Here is a 15387-nt window from a genome sequence, read left to right as displayed (position 1 = left end):
GCGAGGCGTCGACGGCCGCGCGCAGACACTCGGCCTTCCGTCCGGCACAGGCAGGGCGGGGGCGCCGTTCTCGGTGGTCCGCGCGAAGTGCACGCCCGGTCCAGCGCCCGTCCGTTGACGGTACGGGGTCCTCGGCGTCCGGGGAGTCGCCGTACGCCCACGTCATCCCCACGCAGCCGAGCCCGACCGCGCCCACCTCCAGACCGCGGGCCTCAACCGCCGGGGCATCCGATCCTGATGCATCTCGCCGTTCACGACGTTTCTCCTGTTCATCCGATGCAGGACGGCTCGTCGGAGATCAGGAACACCGGTGAAGCGGCTCAGGCGCCGCCCGGGTTCGCCGGGCCGTCGCGAAGTACGCCGCGTACCGTGTCGAGCCGTACACCCGGGTCGAACTCCGTCAGCCACCAGGTCGCGCCGGCGGCGGCGTACGGCAGCGGGTCGACGCCGGCGGGCAGGCTGACGGCGATGTCGTACGAGGCCATGTCGCCGTGTCGCAGCTCGGTGAGGGCGCCGGCGACCTCGGCGAGCTGGTCCGGGTGTTCCAGGTTGATCGGAAAGAAGCCGTCGAGCCGGGCGGCCCGGCGGATCGGCTTGACGTTGCCGGGGAATCCGGCGGCCCATACCGGCACGCCCGGCCGCTGAACCGGCTGCGGCAGGAACGTGATGTCGTCGACGGTGTAGTGCTCGCCGCGGTGGCGCACCGGCTCTCCGGACCACGCGGCGGCCAGGATGGCCAAGGACTCGTCGAGCATCCGCCCCCGCTGCCGGTCGTCGAGCTGCTCGCCGGTCCTGGACAGCTCGCCGCCGAACCGATCGCTGCCGAGTCCGACGCCCAGGGTGAGACGGCCGTCGCTCAGCTGGTCCAGTGTCGCGGTCTCCCGCGCCACTTTGGCCGGCCGCCGGCGGGCGAGCGTCGCCACCATCGGACCGAGCCGCAGCCGTTCGGTGACGGTCGCGATCGCCGCGAGCGTGATCCACGAGTCGGCGACCTGCTGGACCGGCTCTCGCCAGGACAGGTGATCCCACACGAAGCAGCCGTCCCACCCGGCCTCCTCCGCGTCGGCGGCCAGGTTCGCCACCGCCCGCGGGTCGGCGAGCTCGTCGAAGAGCGGCAGCCAGAGTGCCGATCGCAGCAGGTTCACGGGCGCTCTCCGCCGGAGACCGAAAGGATCTCTGCGATCGCGACGTCCCAGAGCTCCGGCGGCGGCATCTGGTGCCCCATGCCCTCGAGCGGGACCAGCCGGGCTCCCGGGATCTCCCGTGCCAGCGCCTCGCCGTGCCCGTACGGGAGCAGCGGGTCCGCGGTGCCGTGCAACACCAGCGTGGGCGCCGTGATCTCACCGAGACGGGCGCGGACGGGCTCGCCGCCGTCGAGCTGCCAGTGGTTCTGCGCCGAGGCAGGGGACGGGCTGCGGTCCCAGACGCGGCCGGCGACGCGGCGCATCCGCTCCTCGTCGACGGGAACGGTGCCCGCGAAGGTGCGCTCGCCGTCGGTGTAGTACGCGATGACGGCCTCGCGGTCGGACCAGTCGGGCGTCTGGTCGCCGCCCTCGGCGAACCGCTCCGCCAGTTCGGCGCTCATCGGCGGCAGGTCATGGCGGTCGGGGCCGCCGGGTCCGCCCGGGCTGGTGGCGATGAGCGTCAGGGAGGCGACCCGGCCGGGGTGGCGCACGGCCAGGCGCTGGGCGATTCCGCCGCCCATGGAGACGCCGACGATGTGGGCGGCCGCGATGCCGAGTTCGTCGAGCAGGCCGACGGCGTCGTCGAACAGGGCGTCGTTTCCGTACGGCGGCGCGCCGGGCGGGAAGGTCGTGGAGCGGCCGGTGTCCCGGGTGTCGTACCGGATGACGTGCCGGCCGCCGGCGGCCAGGCGCTCGCAGAACTCCTCGTCCCACCAGTCCATCGACGCCTCGGCGCCGCCGATGAGCAGCAGGGCGGGCGCGGCCGGGTCGCCGAACGTCTGGACGCAGAGCTTTATGCCGTTGACGTCGAGGAGCCGCTCAGAGTGATCTTGATTGGCGTTCATGTCCGGCACGCTAAGCCTGGCCACCCCATCGCGAAAAGCTATGATTTTCGATCGAGTCGATCGCCTACAGCGATATACCGTGTTCCATCTGGCCGGCCAGCTCAGCGGCGGCTGCGACGGCGAGGTCGATGGCCCGGGCCGCCAGCGGCGACCGGGTGCGCCCGGCCGGCCGGCACAGGTACCACGTGCAGGTGGGCGGCGGTTCCAGCCGATGGATGCGGAGCCGGTCGTCGGACCAGACGTCCGACCCCAGGAGGGCGAGCCAGGGCAACACCGCTGAGCCCAGGCCCACCCGCACCATCGAGACGACGGTTTCGTGGCCGGCCGTGCGGAACACGATCCGCGGCCGGGCGCCCGCGCCGGCGAGCTCCCGTTCCAGCCATCTTTGGTGGACGGTGGGCGGCCAGGCGACCATGGGAGTGTCGTCGAGCAGCTCGACCGGTACCGGACCGTCGGGGAACGCGCCCGCGGCGGCCACCAGGAGGTGCGGCTCGTCCAGCAGCTCGACGTGTTCGACGTCGCCGTCGATGCGGTCGTAGTGGAACAACAGGTCGAGATCTGCGATGTTCGGGTTCTCCGGTTCCACTTCCGACAGCCTGATGTCGCAGCCGGGGTGCTCGCTCAGCAACCCGCGCACCACTGCCGGCAGGATCAGCCGGGTCGCGCCCTGGAAGGTGCCGATGTCGATCCGGCCGTGACCCGCCTTGAACCGATCGACGGCGTCGGCCAGCGCCTCCGACCTCGCGAGCAGATCACGCCCGTGGGCCAGCACCAGCTCGCCGAGAGGAGTGGCGCGCACCGGCCTGGGACCTCCCGGCCGGTCGAAGACGACCCCGCCGACGGCCTTCTCCAGCGCGGCGATCTGCTGGCTCACCGACGACTGGGTGTAGCCGAGGCGAACCGCCGCCCGGCCGAACGTCCCCTCCTCGGCGATGGCGGCCATCGTCCTCAGGTGGCGCAGTTCCACGTCAGCCATGACCGCCAGAGTATCGTCAAGAGCGATTGATTCGAGCAAAACAATCGCTCCTGTTGATGAATGCGCGCTGCTGCCGGCGCCTCTGCGCCTCCGGCTGGGCCGCGGCCCAGCGCGACCCCGCCGGCGCTTTTGCCGCCCGTGGAATTACGACCTTTAATCCACTACTTCTTCCGGAAATTTCAGGCAGGGACGGACGCGTCCGCGCGGCCAGGCCCTTGGGCCGCTCCATGGCATGGCCGTCGGCCGGCCGCCACACGGCCGAGACGTCCCGCGGGCGCGCCGAGGAAGCGCTGCACGAGCCACACGTCACCGCAGACTGACTTCCCGCGTGCGCTGCGCAACAAGATCCCGCATCACGCTCACATCCACCACCGGCATCCGCACACCCGCCACGAAGCGATCACGGCCATGCTCGGTTCCACCGATACGCCGCCGGCCGAGCTTGAGAGCCGGCACAACCCCGTACCGGCCCTGCTCGCGCGAGGATCAGGAATCGGGGATCGACGACTTCCCCGTCGCCGCCACTCGGGCGGGGTTGCCGTCCACGTCGACGGGGTTCAGGGTGAGCTTGATCTTGTGCGAGTCGGACCGGCCCTTGACCTTCTTGGCTCCGACCGAGATGACGCTGATCTTGACGCCGCCCTCGCCGCTGACCTCGTTCTTGACGTCCACGAGGAACTCCAGCTCCACGGGGCCCAGCCCGAACAGCAGCTCCTGACCCTCGCCCTCGTGCATCGCCCGGGTGAGCTCCCGCCTGATCTGCCTGATGGTGGCGCTGAGGTCGGCGAACTGGTCGTCGGTCATGGGACTCCAATCAAGGTCAGCGGCCGACATGGATATGTGCGGCCCACAACGAGGGGATGTGCGGGTAACGCTCACGCAGCCGGCGGGCGGCGGCATTCAGTGCTCGCGCCGAGCGGTCCACGTCAAGGGTTCCGTTCACGTCCGCGAGTTCCTCGTAGAAAGCTTGTGCGAGGTCGGCGTAGGCGCGGTCGTCGACCTCCCACAGCGTGGCGATCGCCTGCCACGACCCGCTGAGCTGCGCCGCCACGGCCAGGTTGATGGGCTCGCCCGCGGCGCCCGGCGCCGCCGTGGTGCACGCCGACAGATACGTCAGCCGGCTGGGCGCGGCCACGTCCCGCAGGCGCAACCGCCCGTCCGACAGCAGGAGCGAGCCGGCTGTGGCGTCGTCGGCGTCCGTGCTGCTGTGGCCGGCGAAATGCAGGACGTCGGCGCCCGGCAACTCTCTCAGAAGGCGTTGCCTGGTGGCCTGCTCTCCCTCGATCACGACGGCGGGGTCGAGGAGGCGGGCGACGGTGAGCGCCTCCCGCTCGGCCCCCGGCATCCGCATCGGGCTCTCCGCGGACTGCGGCAGCACGACCAGGGCCGAACCCGGCCGGCCCGCGGGCGCGGCCGAACGGGAACGCGTCAGCGCGCCGATCGTCGCCGTGTACGAGGAGACAACCGAGTCGATGGCGGAAGTCTCTGGGAGCCACCCGGCCGCGTGCAACGGCAGCACGCTCAACGGACCCGTCGGCACCCACCACACGCGCGGCATGCCCTCGGCTGCGCTCAGATGCGGCCGCAGCGCCTCCAGCACCGGCCCGACCACGACCTCCGCCAACCAGCCCAGCGTCTCGGCCAGCGACTGCTCCCGGCCCAGCCGGTCACGCAGCGGCCGGTAAGCGGTGGTGAGCTCGGTCAGGAAACGGCGTGCGCGCTCGGTCGCCGCCGCACGATCGAGGCCAGGCAGGCCGATGACGAGCAATCCGTCCGTCGTCACCGCGATCGCGTCGCAGCGGTGCCCGCTCACGTTCAGGACCACGACGGGCCCCTCGGCCGCGGCCTGGAGGAGATCGCCGACCACCGGCGGGCGCAGGAAACCCGCCATGCCGGGCAGGGCGCGCGCCTCCTCCACCAGCCGCTCGAACTCCTCCGCCGGCCGGCCTCCGGGTTCGCGTGACGATGGCTCGTCCACCGCGATCCGCAGCGCCGACAGCCGCTCCGCCAGCTCAGGTGCGCGCGCACGCAACCTGCGAAGATCCTCCTGTACGCCCAGGGCCTGCGACAGCAGCAGCCCGCGTCCCTGCTCCAGCAGCGTGAGCGCCTCCTGCGGCCGTCCCGTCTCCAGCGCGCACGCGGCGGCGTCGCCGGCCAGCTCGGTCAGGCTGTCCTCGCGGCTCCCCCTCGCATGCCAGAGCCGGTCCGACATGGCCAGTGGGACCAGCTCGATCGCGGCGCGGAACGCGCCGAGCGCGCGCTCGTAGGCACCGCCCGCCATGGCGAGCCGCCCGTACTCCTGCCAAGCGAGCACGCGCTCCGCGATCGGCTCGTCGAACCGTCCGGCGATCGCGGCGAACGCCTCCAGCGCCCCTTCGAAGGCAGCCGGATCTCCCGAGCGCTCCCAGCGCCCGCGGTGCTGCGCGGCGAGGTCGGCGAGGTCACGGGTGAGCCGGAACCGGGCTTCGCGCAGCGTGTCGATGAACGCCTCGTGCTGCCCGCGCGCCTGCTGAGGGGCGATGGCCGCCGCCAGCCGGATCAACGCCTCGGCCTCGTCCAGATCGTCCGCGATCCCGGCAGACCACGAGCGTCGCAACAGGACCTTCGCGAGCAGGGCAAGGGCCCAGTGCCGGTCCGGGTCGCCCTCCGGCATCGCGCCGACCGCCCTGCGAGCCACATCCACGGCCTCTTCGAGATCGCCGGGGTTGTCGAAACGCTCGAAGCGTTCCTCCAGGGCATGGCCGAGCTGCACGAGGGCGAGGGCTCCGTAGGTGCCGGGCGTGTCGAGGGCGACGAGCCGGCGCGTCAGGTCGAGCAGGCGGTCCAGGACGGCGGGTTCCCCGGTCGCCTCATACGTCCGCGACACGGCGTGACGGAGCCGATCGAGCGCCACGGGATGTTCGGGCGCGTCGGCGGAGGTACCGGACAGGACCTCCGTGGCAGCCGTCAGGTAGGCGCGCAGGTCATCGGGCTCGCCCGACCGCTCGAAGCGGGCTCCCAGCATGTCGGCCAGACGACCGGCGACGAGCGGGGCGTCCGCGGAGTCCGCCGGCATCGCCGCGGCCACGCCCCGCATGAGCTCGATCGCGGCATCGAGGTCGGCCTGCTCGCCGACCGCGAGGAACCGGTGGAAGAGCAGCAGGCCGAGTTCGGCGGGGGCGCTCACGCCGACGGACAGGTCCAGGTTCGCTCTGACCAGGCTGATGGACTCGTCCAGGTCGGCGAGCGACCCCGAACGCTCGTACCTGAGCCGCAGCGCCCCGCTCAGGCTGATCCACAGGACGTCGCGCTCCGGCTCGGCCTCGGGCACGACCGCGAGCCCTTCGCGCAGCACCCCGATGGCCTTCTCGAGGTCCTCGTCCATGCCGAGACGCTGGAACCGGTCGAGGAGGAGATCGCCGAGCGTCGCGTAGACGAACAGCGAGTGGGCCGCGAGGCCGTTCTGTTCGTGCATGAGCCGGGTCAGGACGAAGATCGCGGTGTCCGGCGGCTGCTCGACGGCCGCCGCCACCAGGAACCTGGCGCGGTCCTCGTGGTCGCTCGGCAGCAGCTCGGCGGCCTCGATCAGGAGAGCGGCGACCCGGTCGAGGCCGTCCCGGTCGTCGTCCCTGTCGTCGTCCGCGACGACCCCCCGCTCGATCTCCGCCTGCGCGGCCAGAGCGTAGGCGAGATGGATCCGGTAGGGGTCCGGTTCCGTTTCGGCGAGCCGCCGATGGACGTCCACGATCTCGCGGGCCGTCGCCAGAGCGCCCTCGTCGTCGCCCTGGCTCCGCTGCCTGCCGCGGCGTTCGGTGAGCGCCGCGGCGAGCGCCGGCAGGGCCGACTCCGGGGTGTGCTCGGCGAGGCCACGATAGAAGGCGACCGCCTCATCGGGGTAGTCGTGAGAGAAGGCAAGCTCGTGGAAGGAATGGCGGGATTCGTCCAGTTCCTCGATGACCTCCGCTGCCTCGCCGTCGCGTCCGAGCAGGCTCAGCGCCTGCGCCTTCAGCGCGGAGAACTTCGCCTCGCCGGCCTTCCTGCGGCGTCTGGACCCGGCGAGCAGCTCGATGCCGGCTTCGGCCGTAGCCAGTGCCTCCGCCGCCAGGCCCGCGCGGAGCTGGACGTCGGCCAACAGGAGGAGCACGCGCAGCTGCGCATCGCGCAGAACGGGCGTGCTGCCCCTCCCCGCGACCACGTCCCACAGGACGAGCAGGGCGGACGGTGCGTCGGCCATGGCGTCGCCGAACCGTCCGAGCGCGGCGGCCGACTCCGCCCGCACGGTCAGCGCGCGAGCGAGCCCGAGCGGTTCACCGTGCAGCCGCTCGTAGACCTCGACGGCCTCCCGCGCCGCGGCGGACGCGCCCACGTGATCCTCGACCTCCATGAGCTGCTCGGCGTAGCTCACGAGGTTGGCGGCGTAGTCGGGAAGATAGCCGTGGTCAGGACGCATGAGAGGCTCCTCCCGCCGCAGCGCCGCCCCGGCCGGTCAGCGCGCGGTACAGCTCCAGCGCCACAGCCCTGGCGGCGAGCGCCTCATCGTGGCGCTGAGCCTCCCGCATGTGATCGCTCAGGTTCTGCCACGCCCTGGCCAGTTCCGGGCGGTAGTCCGTCCGGCCTTCGCTCACCAGCCTGCCGTACACCGATATGGCCAGCCGGGTCAGCGGCTCGACCAGCAGGTTCAGCGCGGGCGCGCCCGCGGGGAAGGAACCGGCCAGCGCGACCAGCGCGGCCTCGTCAGAAGCGCAGACCCCGGCCACGCCGTCCTCCAGCGCCGAGATCAGGTAACCAGGCTGCTCGGTCTCGATGACGACCTGCAAGGCGACGGGGCCATACCTGGCCAGCTGCCCGACCACCTGCTCCTTGAGCAGCCGCCCCACGTGGGGATGATCGCCGCTCGCCCGGGCCAGCACATGGAAGGCCTGGTGAAGCTGGGTGAGCGACGCGGCGGCCAGCGGTTCGTCGATCAGGTCGGGCCACTCACGCAGATGCGTTCCCACGAGATACTCACCCAGGCGGTCCGGCTCCAAGGGCCCCCACTCACCCTCCTGGGACGGATAGAGCGTGCTCAGCCACTGGTGGACCACAAGAAGTTCGTTCTCCCCCAGGTCGCGCAGGCCGAGGACGTGACTCAGCAGTGCCACGGCTTGGGACCTGCTCGACGCCCCGAACAAGGTGGCGATCGTCACCGTGTTGCGCAACGTCTCATCCGACAGGAAAGCGAGGCCCACCGCGTCCGCCGTACGCCGCCAGTAGCGGTTCTCGTGCACCATGAGGACCTTCTCGTGCGGCGTACGGCTGCGCGCGGCGGCCGGTGCGGGCCCCGCCTGCAGCAACCCCACCAGGGCACTCAAATGAAGGCGCATCAGCGATCCGTAGCCGGGGCCGCCCAAATCGGGCAGCGCCACCTGGGCAGCCAGATCAGTCCAGCACGTCTCCTGCAGACCCGACACCCGATGGAGCTGGGCGGCGATGTCCACCACCGCCTCCCTGAACGCCGTCTCACGTGCTCCCGTCCACGTCGGCAGGCCGGTCAGCGGGTGAAGCTCGGCGAGTTCAAGGGCGTACTCCATCAGGTCGGACTTCGCGGTCAGCCGCTGCCACCACTGCCCGGCCGAGCGCGCCAGCATCAGCACGCGCACCGCGCTGCCGTCGTCGACACCGACGTTCTCGATCAACCGGCGGACGACGTCGGGCCGCGTCTCGGCGTAGTCGACCACGAGCAGCAGCGGCAGGTCACACGCGCGTAACCGGCTCAAAGGCTCCTCCGGCAGCACCGCCGCGCTCTCGGCCACCACCTGCCCGGTCACCCAGCCCTCACGGCGCAGATGGGCGACGAGCTGACGCGCGAGCCGCGTCTTGCCCAGCCCACCGGCGCCGAAGACGAGCCGAGCGTCGAAGACCTCGTCCGTGGAGCACCATCCGACGAGCCTGGCCAGCTCGTCGTCCCTCGGGGTGAACCACCGCACCGCCTCGGCGTCGGCACGCAGGAGCGCCGCAGGAGAACGCGGGCGGCGCCGGTCAGCCGGAGCGGAGAACAACCTGGCCAGCTCGGCTGGTTCGAGAACCGCCGGCACCGCGATCGCGTCAAGGAAACCGGGCTCGGCGAACAGGGCCTCGGCCCGCGTGGCGAGCAGCCTCGCCCCGCCATACCCCTGATGATCAGCGACCACCACGCCGATCAGCAAGTCATCGGCGAACAGCGCGGCACCCGACATCCCTGCCCAGGGCGACCCTGCACCTGAGCGCTTGGGCGAGTTGAGCACCTGGAGGTGATAACGGCGCTGCTTGACGCCCGCCTCCGGATTCACCCGGCCACCGGCCTGATCCCGCTCGCGCACACCATCCGGCTGGGCCAGCACCTCGGGAAAGCCTGAGGCCTGACAGACCACCTCCGCCCGGCGGCTGACCAGGCGTCCCCAGCGCACGGGCGCGACAGGGGGATCGCCCCAGTCGCCGTCGATGATCTCCAGGACAGCGACGTCCACCTGGGGGTCGGCCGACGACCAGGTACACACGGCGGACCACAGGCGCGTCCTGTCGGCGGTCCTGACCTTGATCTCGGCCCCGAGTCCGGGGCGGCCCGTCGCGGACAGCACGTGCGTAGAGGTGATGAGCAGGCGCGGCGCGATCAGGTAGCCGGAACCGGACGACCAGGACGCGTCGGCCTGCCGGGACCACACCTCGGCGACGCGTTCGACCGTGGTCGGCATCTGTTCTCCGGCTGCGGGGGGAAACTGACAGCAGAATACGGGCTACCGCGTCAAGGCCGGTAGGTTCCGACGAACCAGGAGCCGCCCCGGAGTCCTTGCGACCCCCCCGTCTGGGCCCTTCCGGCACGTCCGAGCATGGTGCGACAGCCAGAAGGCCGATCAGGTGTCCGGCCAAGAGGTCCGTGGGCGGACAGGACTCGGCGATGATCAGCCGGAGCCGAGCCCGGCATCCCGCGCCCGGACAACCGCCGCCGAACGGTCGGAGACGTGCAGCTTGGCGAAGATGTTGGACACGTGGTTGCGCACGGTCTTCTCGCTCAGCACCAGCCGCCGCGCGATCGCCTGGTTGTTCAGACCGACCGCGACCAGATCAAGGATCTCCACCTCACGGTCGGTCAACTCGGGCAGCGGGCGCGGACGCGCCGCGGTCGTGGCGAGCACCGACAGCAGGCGTTCGCCCGTAGAGGCGCCGAACACCACCTGCCCGGCCGCGACCGCCCGCACCGAGCGCACGATCTCCTCACCGGTCGACTCCTTCAGCAGGTAGCCACGAGCCCCGGCGCGGATCGCGGCGAGCACACTCTCGTCGTCGGTGAGCATCGTCAGCGCCAGCACGACCGTCTCCGGCCGGTCGGCGAGAATGCGGGCGGTCGCCTCCACGCCGCTCATGCCCGGCAGGTGCAGGTCCATGAGCACCACCTCCGGCGCGACCCGTCCGGCGAGATCGACGGCGGCCTCGCCGGTGCTCGCGACACCCACGACGTCGATCTCCGGCGCGTCGCCCAGGAGCGCGACCAGGCCCTCGGCGAACACCGGGTGGTCCTCCACCACCATGACCCTGATCATCAGGCCGCCAGCGGGAGTCTGACGAGCAGGAGCGTGCCCGGCCCCGAGCCCGTGACCAGCTCGAACGTCCCGTTCAGCTCCTCGGACCTGCGCCGCATCGAAGCCAGGCCGAACCCCCGCCGGACAGGCGCGCCGACACCCACGCCATCGTCCTGCACACGCAGCTCCAAGGTGTCGGTGGCACGCAGCGTGACCGTACAGCGGGACGCCATGGCATGCCGCACGGCGTTCGTCAGCGCCTCGGCGGCGATCCGATAAGCGGCGAGCTCGACCGGCGGCGGCAGCACGGGCAGGTCGAGCGGCACCTCCACGTCCACCGCGAGGTCGCCGGCGAAGCCCCTGCCGAGCTCGGCCAGCGCGCCGGCCAGGCCCAGGTCGTCCAGGGGCGGCGGCCGCAGGTCGTTGACGATCGTGCGGACATCCTCGACGGTGGCGCGGATGCGCCTGGACAGCTCATCCATCACCCCCTTGGCCTTGGCGGGGTCGATGTCCACGAGACGACGGGCGCGGTCGGTCTGGAGCGCGAGCGCGGCCAGGTTGGGGCCGAGGCCGTCGTGCAGCTCGTACAGCAGGCGGTCGCGCTCCTCCTGGCGGGCGGCGAGCATACGGCCGTGCGAACGCTCCAGGTCGGCGCCGAGACGGTGGGCGTGCACGGCCACCGCGACGTGCGGGGCGAGCTCGCCCACCAGCTTGTGATCCTTCGGGCGCAGCCGTTCCCCGAGCAGCAGCGCGCCGACCGGCTCGCCCCGATGCAGCAACGGCACGCTCTCGGCCACCTCACCCGGACAGCCCCAGGAGGCGACGACCGCGCCGGACTCCTCGACCGCGACGTAGTGGACGCGCAACACCCTGCCGACCTCCGCGGCCATCTGATCGAGCAACTCGCCCGGCACGCCGGCACCGGACAGGCGGGTGCCGAGCATGCGCAACGCGCGGGCCGGGTTGTCGCGGTCGCCGTACACCAGGCGGTTGGCGGCGGCGAGAACCCGGGCGTACAGGGGATGCACGACGAACGCCACGAGCACCGCCGACACGCCCGCACCGACGATGCCACCGAGAGTGAACGCGACCAGCGCGTACATGATCAGCAGCCCGACGCTGAGCGCGCCGAAGGCGAGCGCCCGCGACAGCAGGAGGTCCAGATCCCACAGGCGATGGGCGACGATCGCGACCGAGACCGCCACCGGCAGCGGCACCGCCGCCAGCACGAGCGCGCCCGCTCCCCAAGACGCCACGAGCGCCACCCCGGCCAGCGCGACCGTGATCAGCGCGGCGGCCACCACCCACTGCAGCCGCCTGCGCACCTCCTCGCCCGACGACCGGTAGCGGACGGCGAGCGAGGCCACCGCGCCGGCCACGGCCCCCGCCGTGCACACCACGACCGGCCCATCCAGCACGTCGGGCAGGCCGCGCAGACCAGCCAGCACGCCCGCGTACCCCTCGGGGAACAGGCCCGGCACGTTCTCGTACGGCACCGGCCGCAACATCCAGTCCAGAGTGTTGGCCCCGATCGCGACGAGCGCCGCCACCAGCGCGGGCCGCCAGCGACGCGAGGGCAGCCGCCCGTCCGGGAAGATCAGCAGGAAGACCGTCGGCACGACGAGGTAAGCCGGCATCCACAACCAGTTGGACGCCCACATCGCCCAGTCGTCACCCGGCAGCCGCCCGCCCCCGACGCCGCCCTCGACACCCTGGTTGATGCCGAGCAGCCCGTACGTGCCGAGCGCCAGCCCCACCGCCTGGGCCGCCCCGGTGAACACCATCACCCAGCCCACCCGGCCCGCCGGCCCGCCCGGCCGCTGCGACACCACGAAGAGCCCCGGCACGCCGAACGACAGCGCCGCCACACCACGGAAGGCGTCGAACCGCTCGACGATCCCCGTGACGCCGAGCGCCCGCAGCCGCGGCTCGACCGCCAGCGAGCCGACCACGAGGGCGACGAGCACCCCGCCGACCAGCGAGGCTCGCCGTACCGATCTGTCCTTCATGGAGTGAATCGTGCCACCCGGTTGTCCCGCCGTCACGGGACGAGAAGTCCCCTCCGGGGCGGGACATGAGGCTCATGACGCCCGGCGGCCGCCCCGCACATCCTTGAGGCCGTTCCCTACGACCTCAGGAGAAGAACATGTCCGTCTCCACCACCACGACCACCACCGACCGGCCGCTGAAGATCTCGCTGCTCGCCGGGGTCGGGCTGCTGCTCACCCTGGACCTGACCGGCGCGGTCATCTCGCTGTCGGCCGGCCTGAACGCCACGTTCCTGGACGCGCTCGGCTCCCAGGCGCGCCTGTCGGCGCCGATCCCGATGATGGCCGCGCAGGTCATCCTGGTCGCGGGGGCAACCAGCCGCCGCCGGGCGCTCGCCGCGCCCGCCGCCGGGCTGCTGGCCGTAGCGGGGGTGCTGGCGTTCATGTCCGGCTTCTACGACGGAGGCTACGCGGCCGACCTCACCGGCGGCCAGCGGATCTTCCAGATCGTCCTGGTGTGCGCGCATCTCGGAGTTGGCGTGCTGGCCGCGATCCGGCTGGTCAGGCTGCTGCGCCGCCGTAAGCCACTTTCGTGAGCAGGAGAACGTCGATCGCCGGAGCCGGCGGCGCGAGGTAGGCCATCAGCCTGGCGTGCGCAGCGCCACGACGGCGGCTGCCATGGCGGTTCACAGCATTCTGCCGCTGAGCTTGCGACGCCGGACAGCTGCGCATCTCCGGGGCCACCTACCGGTTGCGACGCCGCTGGCCTCCTCTTTCAGCTGGATCCGTTCCGTTCGGCATCTGCGTACCAGCGGCGAGCCTGCCATGCGATGACCGCCATCTGCGCGCGCTTCAGACAAAACGATCATGGATTTGTCTTTTGATTCTGATGATGAGTTCGGGCGAAGCCCGTTCCGATATGAACCGCTGCTGCAGACAATTTTTTTGGCGGCACAGTTGCCAGCGCCTTTACAAAGTAAGTTCCTGTCTGCGTTCGGGGCAGCGTGACGGCCAGCTCGGGGGCGGCCAAGGTGGCCGAATGCCCCCGCAGCGCCACCTCTCCAACCTGACCGACGCCCAATGGGACCTCATCGAGCCTCTGCTTCCCGAGCCCAACAGCGGCGGCCGTCCAGAGAAGCACCCGCGCCGAGAGATCGTCAACGCCATCCTGTACGTGGTCCGTCCCGCCCGCCCCGGCGAGTGGTACAGCTCACGGGCGACCCCACCGCGCGCGGCGAGATCCTGGAAGGAACAGACCTGGCCAATCGCACGGTGGCCCAGGTCAAGGCCCCACACTGAGGCGTCGCCCTGCCCAGGAGATCAACGCCCGCCCAGGAGCGTCGCGCCGGCCAGGCGATGGGACAGACAGGGGCTCCGCGATCAGGAAACCTTGGACGAGGAGACCGTCCAGGTGTTGCACGCCTGCGGGGATCTGGCGCGGAAGCCCTTGTCGAGCCAGATGGCGATGTTGCGGCCCTTGCCGTGGTCGCGGTTCTTATACTGCTCGTCCCCGCTGTCGCGCGTTATCTGGAGCAAGATCTCCCAGTCTTCCTCGCTGCGTTCTGTCAAGGAGTCCCAGACGCTGCCGGTGAACACTCCGCCTAGGCACTCCGCCTGCAACTCCATGCGGCGGATCTGCTCGTTCAGTTCACTCTTGTTCCGGTACGGATAGCGGTCGTAGCTGCGACTGATCCCGGTGAGGTTCTGCACGTGGTGCCCGTACTCGTGGGCGGCCGTCTGGAACAGGTACAGGTCGGTGGAGTCGTCGAGCATGTCGTCGTCCAGAAGGACGAGGAAACGCCGCTCGGCGTCGCAGTATCTGGCTGCGGCGGAGCCCCAGGGCTCTCCGCAGTACTTGCGCGGCTTGGTGATGAATCCGATCTTGGCCTTGGCGAAGGGCAGGCCCGCCCTCTTGAAATGGGCGCCCCACGACCGGTTGAGACAGTCCAGCACCGCGGTCAGGTACCGCTTGGCGGCGGCGACGGTCTTCGGCCCGACTTCGCGCTCCGGGCACTGGCTCGCTTGGAGTTCGCCCGTACGGTACAGCTTGTTCGCGGTCAGAGCTCGGGCCCGAATGGGGAAGGCGGACGCCGCGTGTGCTGTGTCCAACAACAAGGTGCCGGATAACAGCAGGCAGGCGAGCGTGGTTGCGGCGACAAGGGTGACGAAACGCATGATCGCCATCTAAGCACGCGGTACCGGAACTCTGCCGGGCTCGAAGGCGTCCCCCGAAGATACGACGAGGCCGAGCTCCCCGGATGCCGGAAGACGTGGAATCCCCTACATCAGGGTCCAAGAATCGAAGGTCGGTGCCACGCTCGCGCGAATAGTGTGCCTGCGAGGTTCCGTCACCATCGTCTTCCGGGTGGGGCGCCTGCGTGCTGAGGTGAGCGCATGACACCCCGTGAGCGCCATCAACCGGACGGCCGCCGCAGGCATGACCGCTCTGACGTCGGATCGCGCCCGCTCAGCCAAGCGGCAGATGCCGGGTGACATCGATCACGACACCGCTCATCCTCGGAGATCTGCCCGCCGCCCTCCACCATGAGCCTGCGACCGCCTCGCCCGGCGAGGTCCGCCGGCAGCCAGGGCAACGGGGTGCCCGCGTCGACGCCACGATCACACGCACGACATCGCCATCCGGGCGAGAAGGGACGCCGACGGCAAACGGAAGAACCGAGAGAACGGAGCCTCGTCCGTGACGGTAAGGTCCAAATCTGATCCACCCCCTGCCGACCACGCCGGGCAGCAGGCCGCCGTGCAGGAGCCCGCCACGGATCCGATCTTCGGAGGCGGCCTCCAGTACAGCATGGGATGGGCGCGGCACGAGGCCGACCTGGCGGTCGGCTTCGGCGTGATCATGCGCAAGCTGCCCTCGCT

The 15387-nt window shown here is 71.1% G+C and carries 10 protein-coding genes and 1 pseudogene; 2 read left to right on the top strand and 9 right to left on the bottom strand.

Annotated features, from left to right (window positions below; genetic code table 11):
• Window positions 1-320 precede the first annotated feature (320 nt).
• The 8 genes from ACWCSD_RS31105 to ACWCSD_RS31070 all read right to left on the bottom strand — a co-directional run bounded on the left by ACWCSD_RS31105 (window position 321) and on the right by ACWCSD_RS31070 (window position 12528).
• Entirely contained in the window at window positions 321-1145 is an 825-nt protein-coding gene (locus tag ACWCSD_RS31105; protein WP_449920128.1) for an LLM class flavin-dependent oxidoreductase, read from the bottom strand.
• Entirely contained in the window at window positions 1142-2029 is an 888-nt protein-coding gene (locus tag ACWCSD_RS31100; protein WP_449920126.1) for an alpha/beta fold hydrolase, read from the bottom strand. The genes ACWCSD_RS31105 and ACWCSD_RS31100 overlap by 4 nt, the downstream gene beginning before the upstream one ends.
• A gap of 64 nt (window positions 2030-2093) precedes the next feature.
• Window positions 2094-3005: a LysR family transcriptional regulator gene (locus tag ACWCSD_RS31095; RefSeq protein WP_449920124.1), complete on the bottom strand. Its 912-nt coding sequence runs from the start codon at window positions 3003-3005 to the stop codon at window positions 2094-2096.
• Between the two features lie 486 nt (window positions 3006-3491).
• Window positions 3492-3809, bottom strand: a complete 318-nt coding sequence (locus tag ACWCSD_RS31090; RefSeq protein ID WP_449920121.1) for a trypco2 family protein — start codon at window positions 3807-3809, stop codon at window positions 3492-3494.
• 16 nt (window positions 3810-3825) lie between these two features.
• Window positions 3826-7434 carry a CHAT domain-containing protein gene (locus ACWCSD_RS31085; protein ID WP_449920119.1) on the bottom strand — a complete coding sequence of 1203 codons (3609 nt, stop codon included), beginning with the start codon at window positions 7432-7434 and terminating at the stop codon, window positions 3826-3828.
• A complete protein-coding gene (locus ACWCSD_RS31080; RefSeq protein WP_449920116.1) occupies window positions 7424-9694 on the bottom strand; it encodes a trypsin-like peptidase domain-containing protein in 2271 nt (756 codons plus the stop codon). The genes ACWCSD_RS31085 and ACWCSD_RS31080 overlap by 11 nt, the downstream gene beginning before the upstream one ends.
• A gap of 207 nt (window positions 9695-9901) precedes the next feature.
• A complete protein-coding gene (locus ACWCSD_RS31075; RefSeq protein WP_397157459.1) occupies window positions 9902-10528 on the bottom strand; it encodes a response regulator in 627 nt (208 codons plus the stop codon).
• An 11-nt stretch (window positions 10529-10539) separates the two neighbouring features.
• Entirely contained in the window at window positions 10540-12528 is a 1989-nt protein-coding gene (locus ACWCSD_RS31070; protein ID WP_449920114.1) for a sensor histidine kinase, read from the bottom strand.
• Between the two features lie 137 nt (window positions 12529-12665).
• Here ACWCSD_RS31070 and ACWCSD_RS31065 point away from each other — a divergent pair, with 137 nt between their 5' ends.
• Both ACWCSD_RS31065 and ACWCSD_RS31060 read left to right on the top strand, forming a co-directional pair.
• Window positions 12666-13103: a hypothetical protein gene (locus ACWCSD_RS31065; RefSeq protein ID WP_449920111.1), complete on the top strand. Its 438-nt coding sequence runs from the start codon at window positions 12666-12668 to the stop codon at window positions 13101-13103.
• A gap of 293 nt (window positions 13104-13396) precedes the next feature.
• A pseudogene (locus ACWCSD_RS31060) lies at window positions 13397-13684 on the top strand (transposase); the annotation flags it as partial.
• Between the two features lie 203 nt (window positions 13685-13887).
• On the opposite strand, the gene ACWCSD_RS31055 reads toward ACWCSD_RS31060, so the two are convergent.
• Complete coding sequence (locus ACWCSD_RS31055) at window positions 13888-14691, bottom strand: neutral zinc metallopeptidase (RefSeq protein WP_449920108.1); 804 nt, start codon at window positions 14689-14691, stop codon at window positions 13888-13890.
• Window positions 14692-15387: the final 696 nt, after the last annotated feature.

The sequence above is a fragment of the Nonomuraea sp. NPDC001684 genome, assembly GCF_053596515.1.
Note: the sequence above shows the minus strand (reverse complement) of the source record. Positions and strands in the feature narration are given on the sequence as shown.

Excerpts from the sequence above, each read along its gene's own strand:
- ACWCSD_RS31085 (WP_449920119.1), bottom strand. The coding sequence starts at position 7,434 with ATGCGTCCTGACCACGGCTATCTTCCCGACTACGCCGCCAACCTCGTG.
- ACWCSD_RS31095 (WP_449920124.1), bottom strand. The coding sequence starts at position 3,005 with ATGGCTGACGTGGAACTGCGCCACCTGAGGACGATGGCCGCCATCGCC.
- ACWCSD_RS31065 (WP_449920111.1), top strand. The coding sequence starts at position 12,666 with ATGTCCGTCTCCACCACCACGACCACCACCGACCGGCCGCTGAAGATC.
- ACWCSD_RS31100 (WP_449920126.1), bottom strand. The coding sequence starts at position 2,029 with ATGAACGCCAATCAAGATCACTCTGAGCGGCTCCTCGACGTCAACGGC.
- ACWCSD_RS31075 (WP_397157459.1), bottom strand. The coding sequence starts at position 10,528 with ATGGTGGTGGAGGACCACCCGGTGTTCGCCGAGGGCCTGGTCGCGCTC.
- ACWCSD_RS31070 (WP_449920114.1), bottom strand. The coding sequence starts at position 12,528 with ATGAAGGACAGATCGGTACGGCGAGCCTCGCTGGTCGGCGGGGTGCTC.
- ACWCSD_RS31055 (WP_449920108.1), bottom strand. The coding sequence starts at position 14,691 with ATGGCGATCATGCGTTTCGTCACCCTTGTCGCCGCAACCACGCTCGCC.
- ACWCSD_RS31090 (WP_449920121.1), bottom strand. The coding sequence starts at position 3,809 with ATGACCGACGACCAGTTCGCCGACCTCAGCGCCACCATCAGGCAGATC.
- ACWCSD_RS31080 (WP_449920116.1), bottom strand. The coding sequence starts at position 9,694 with ATGCCGACCACGGTCGAACGCGTCGCCGAGGTGTGGTCCCGGCAGGCC.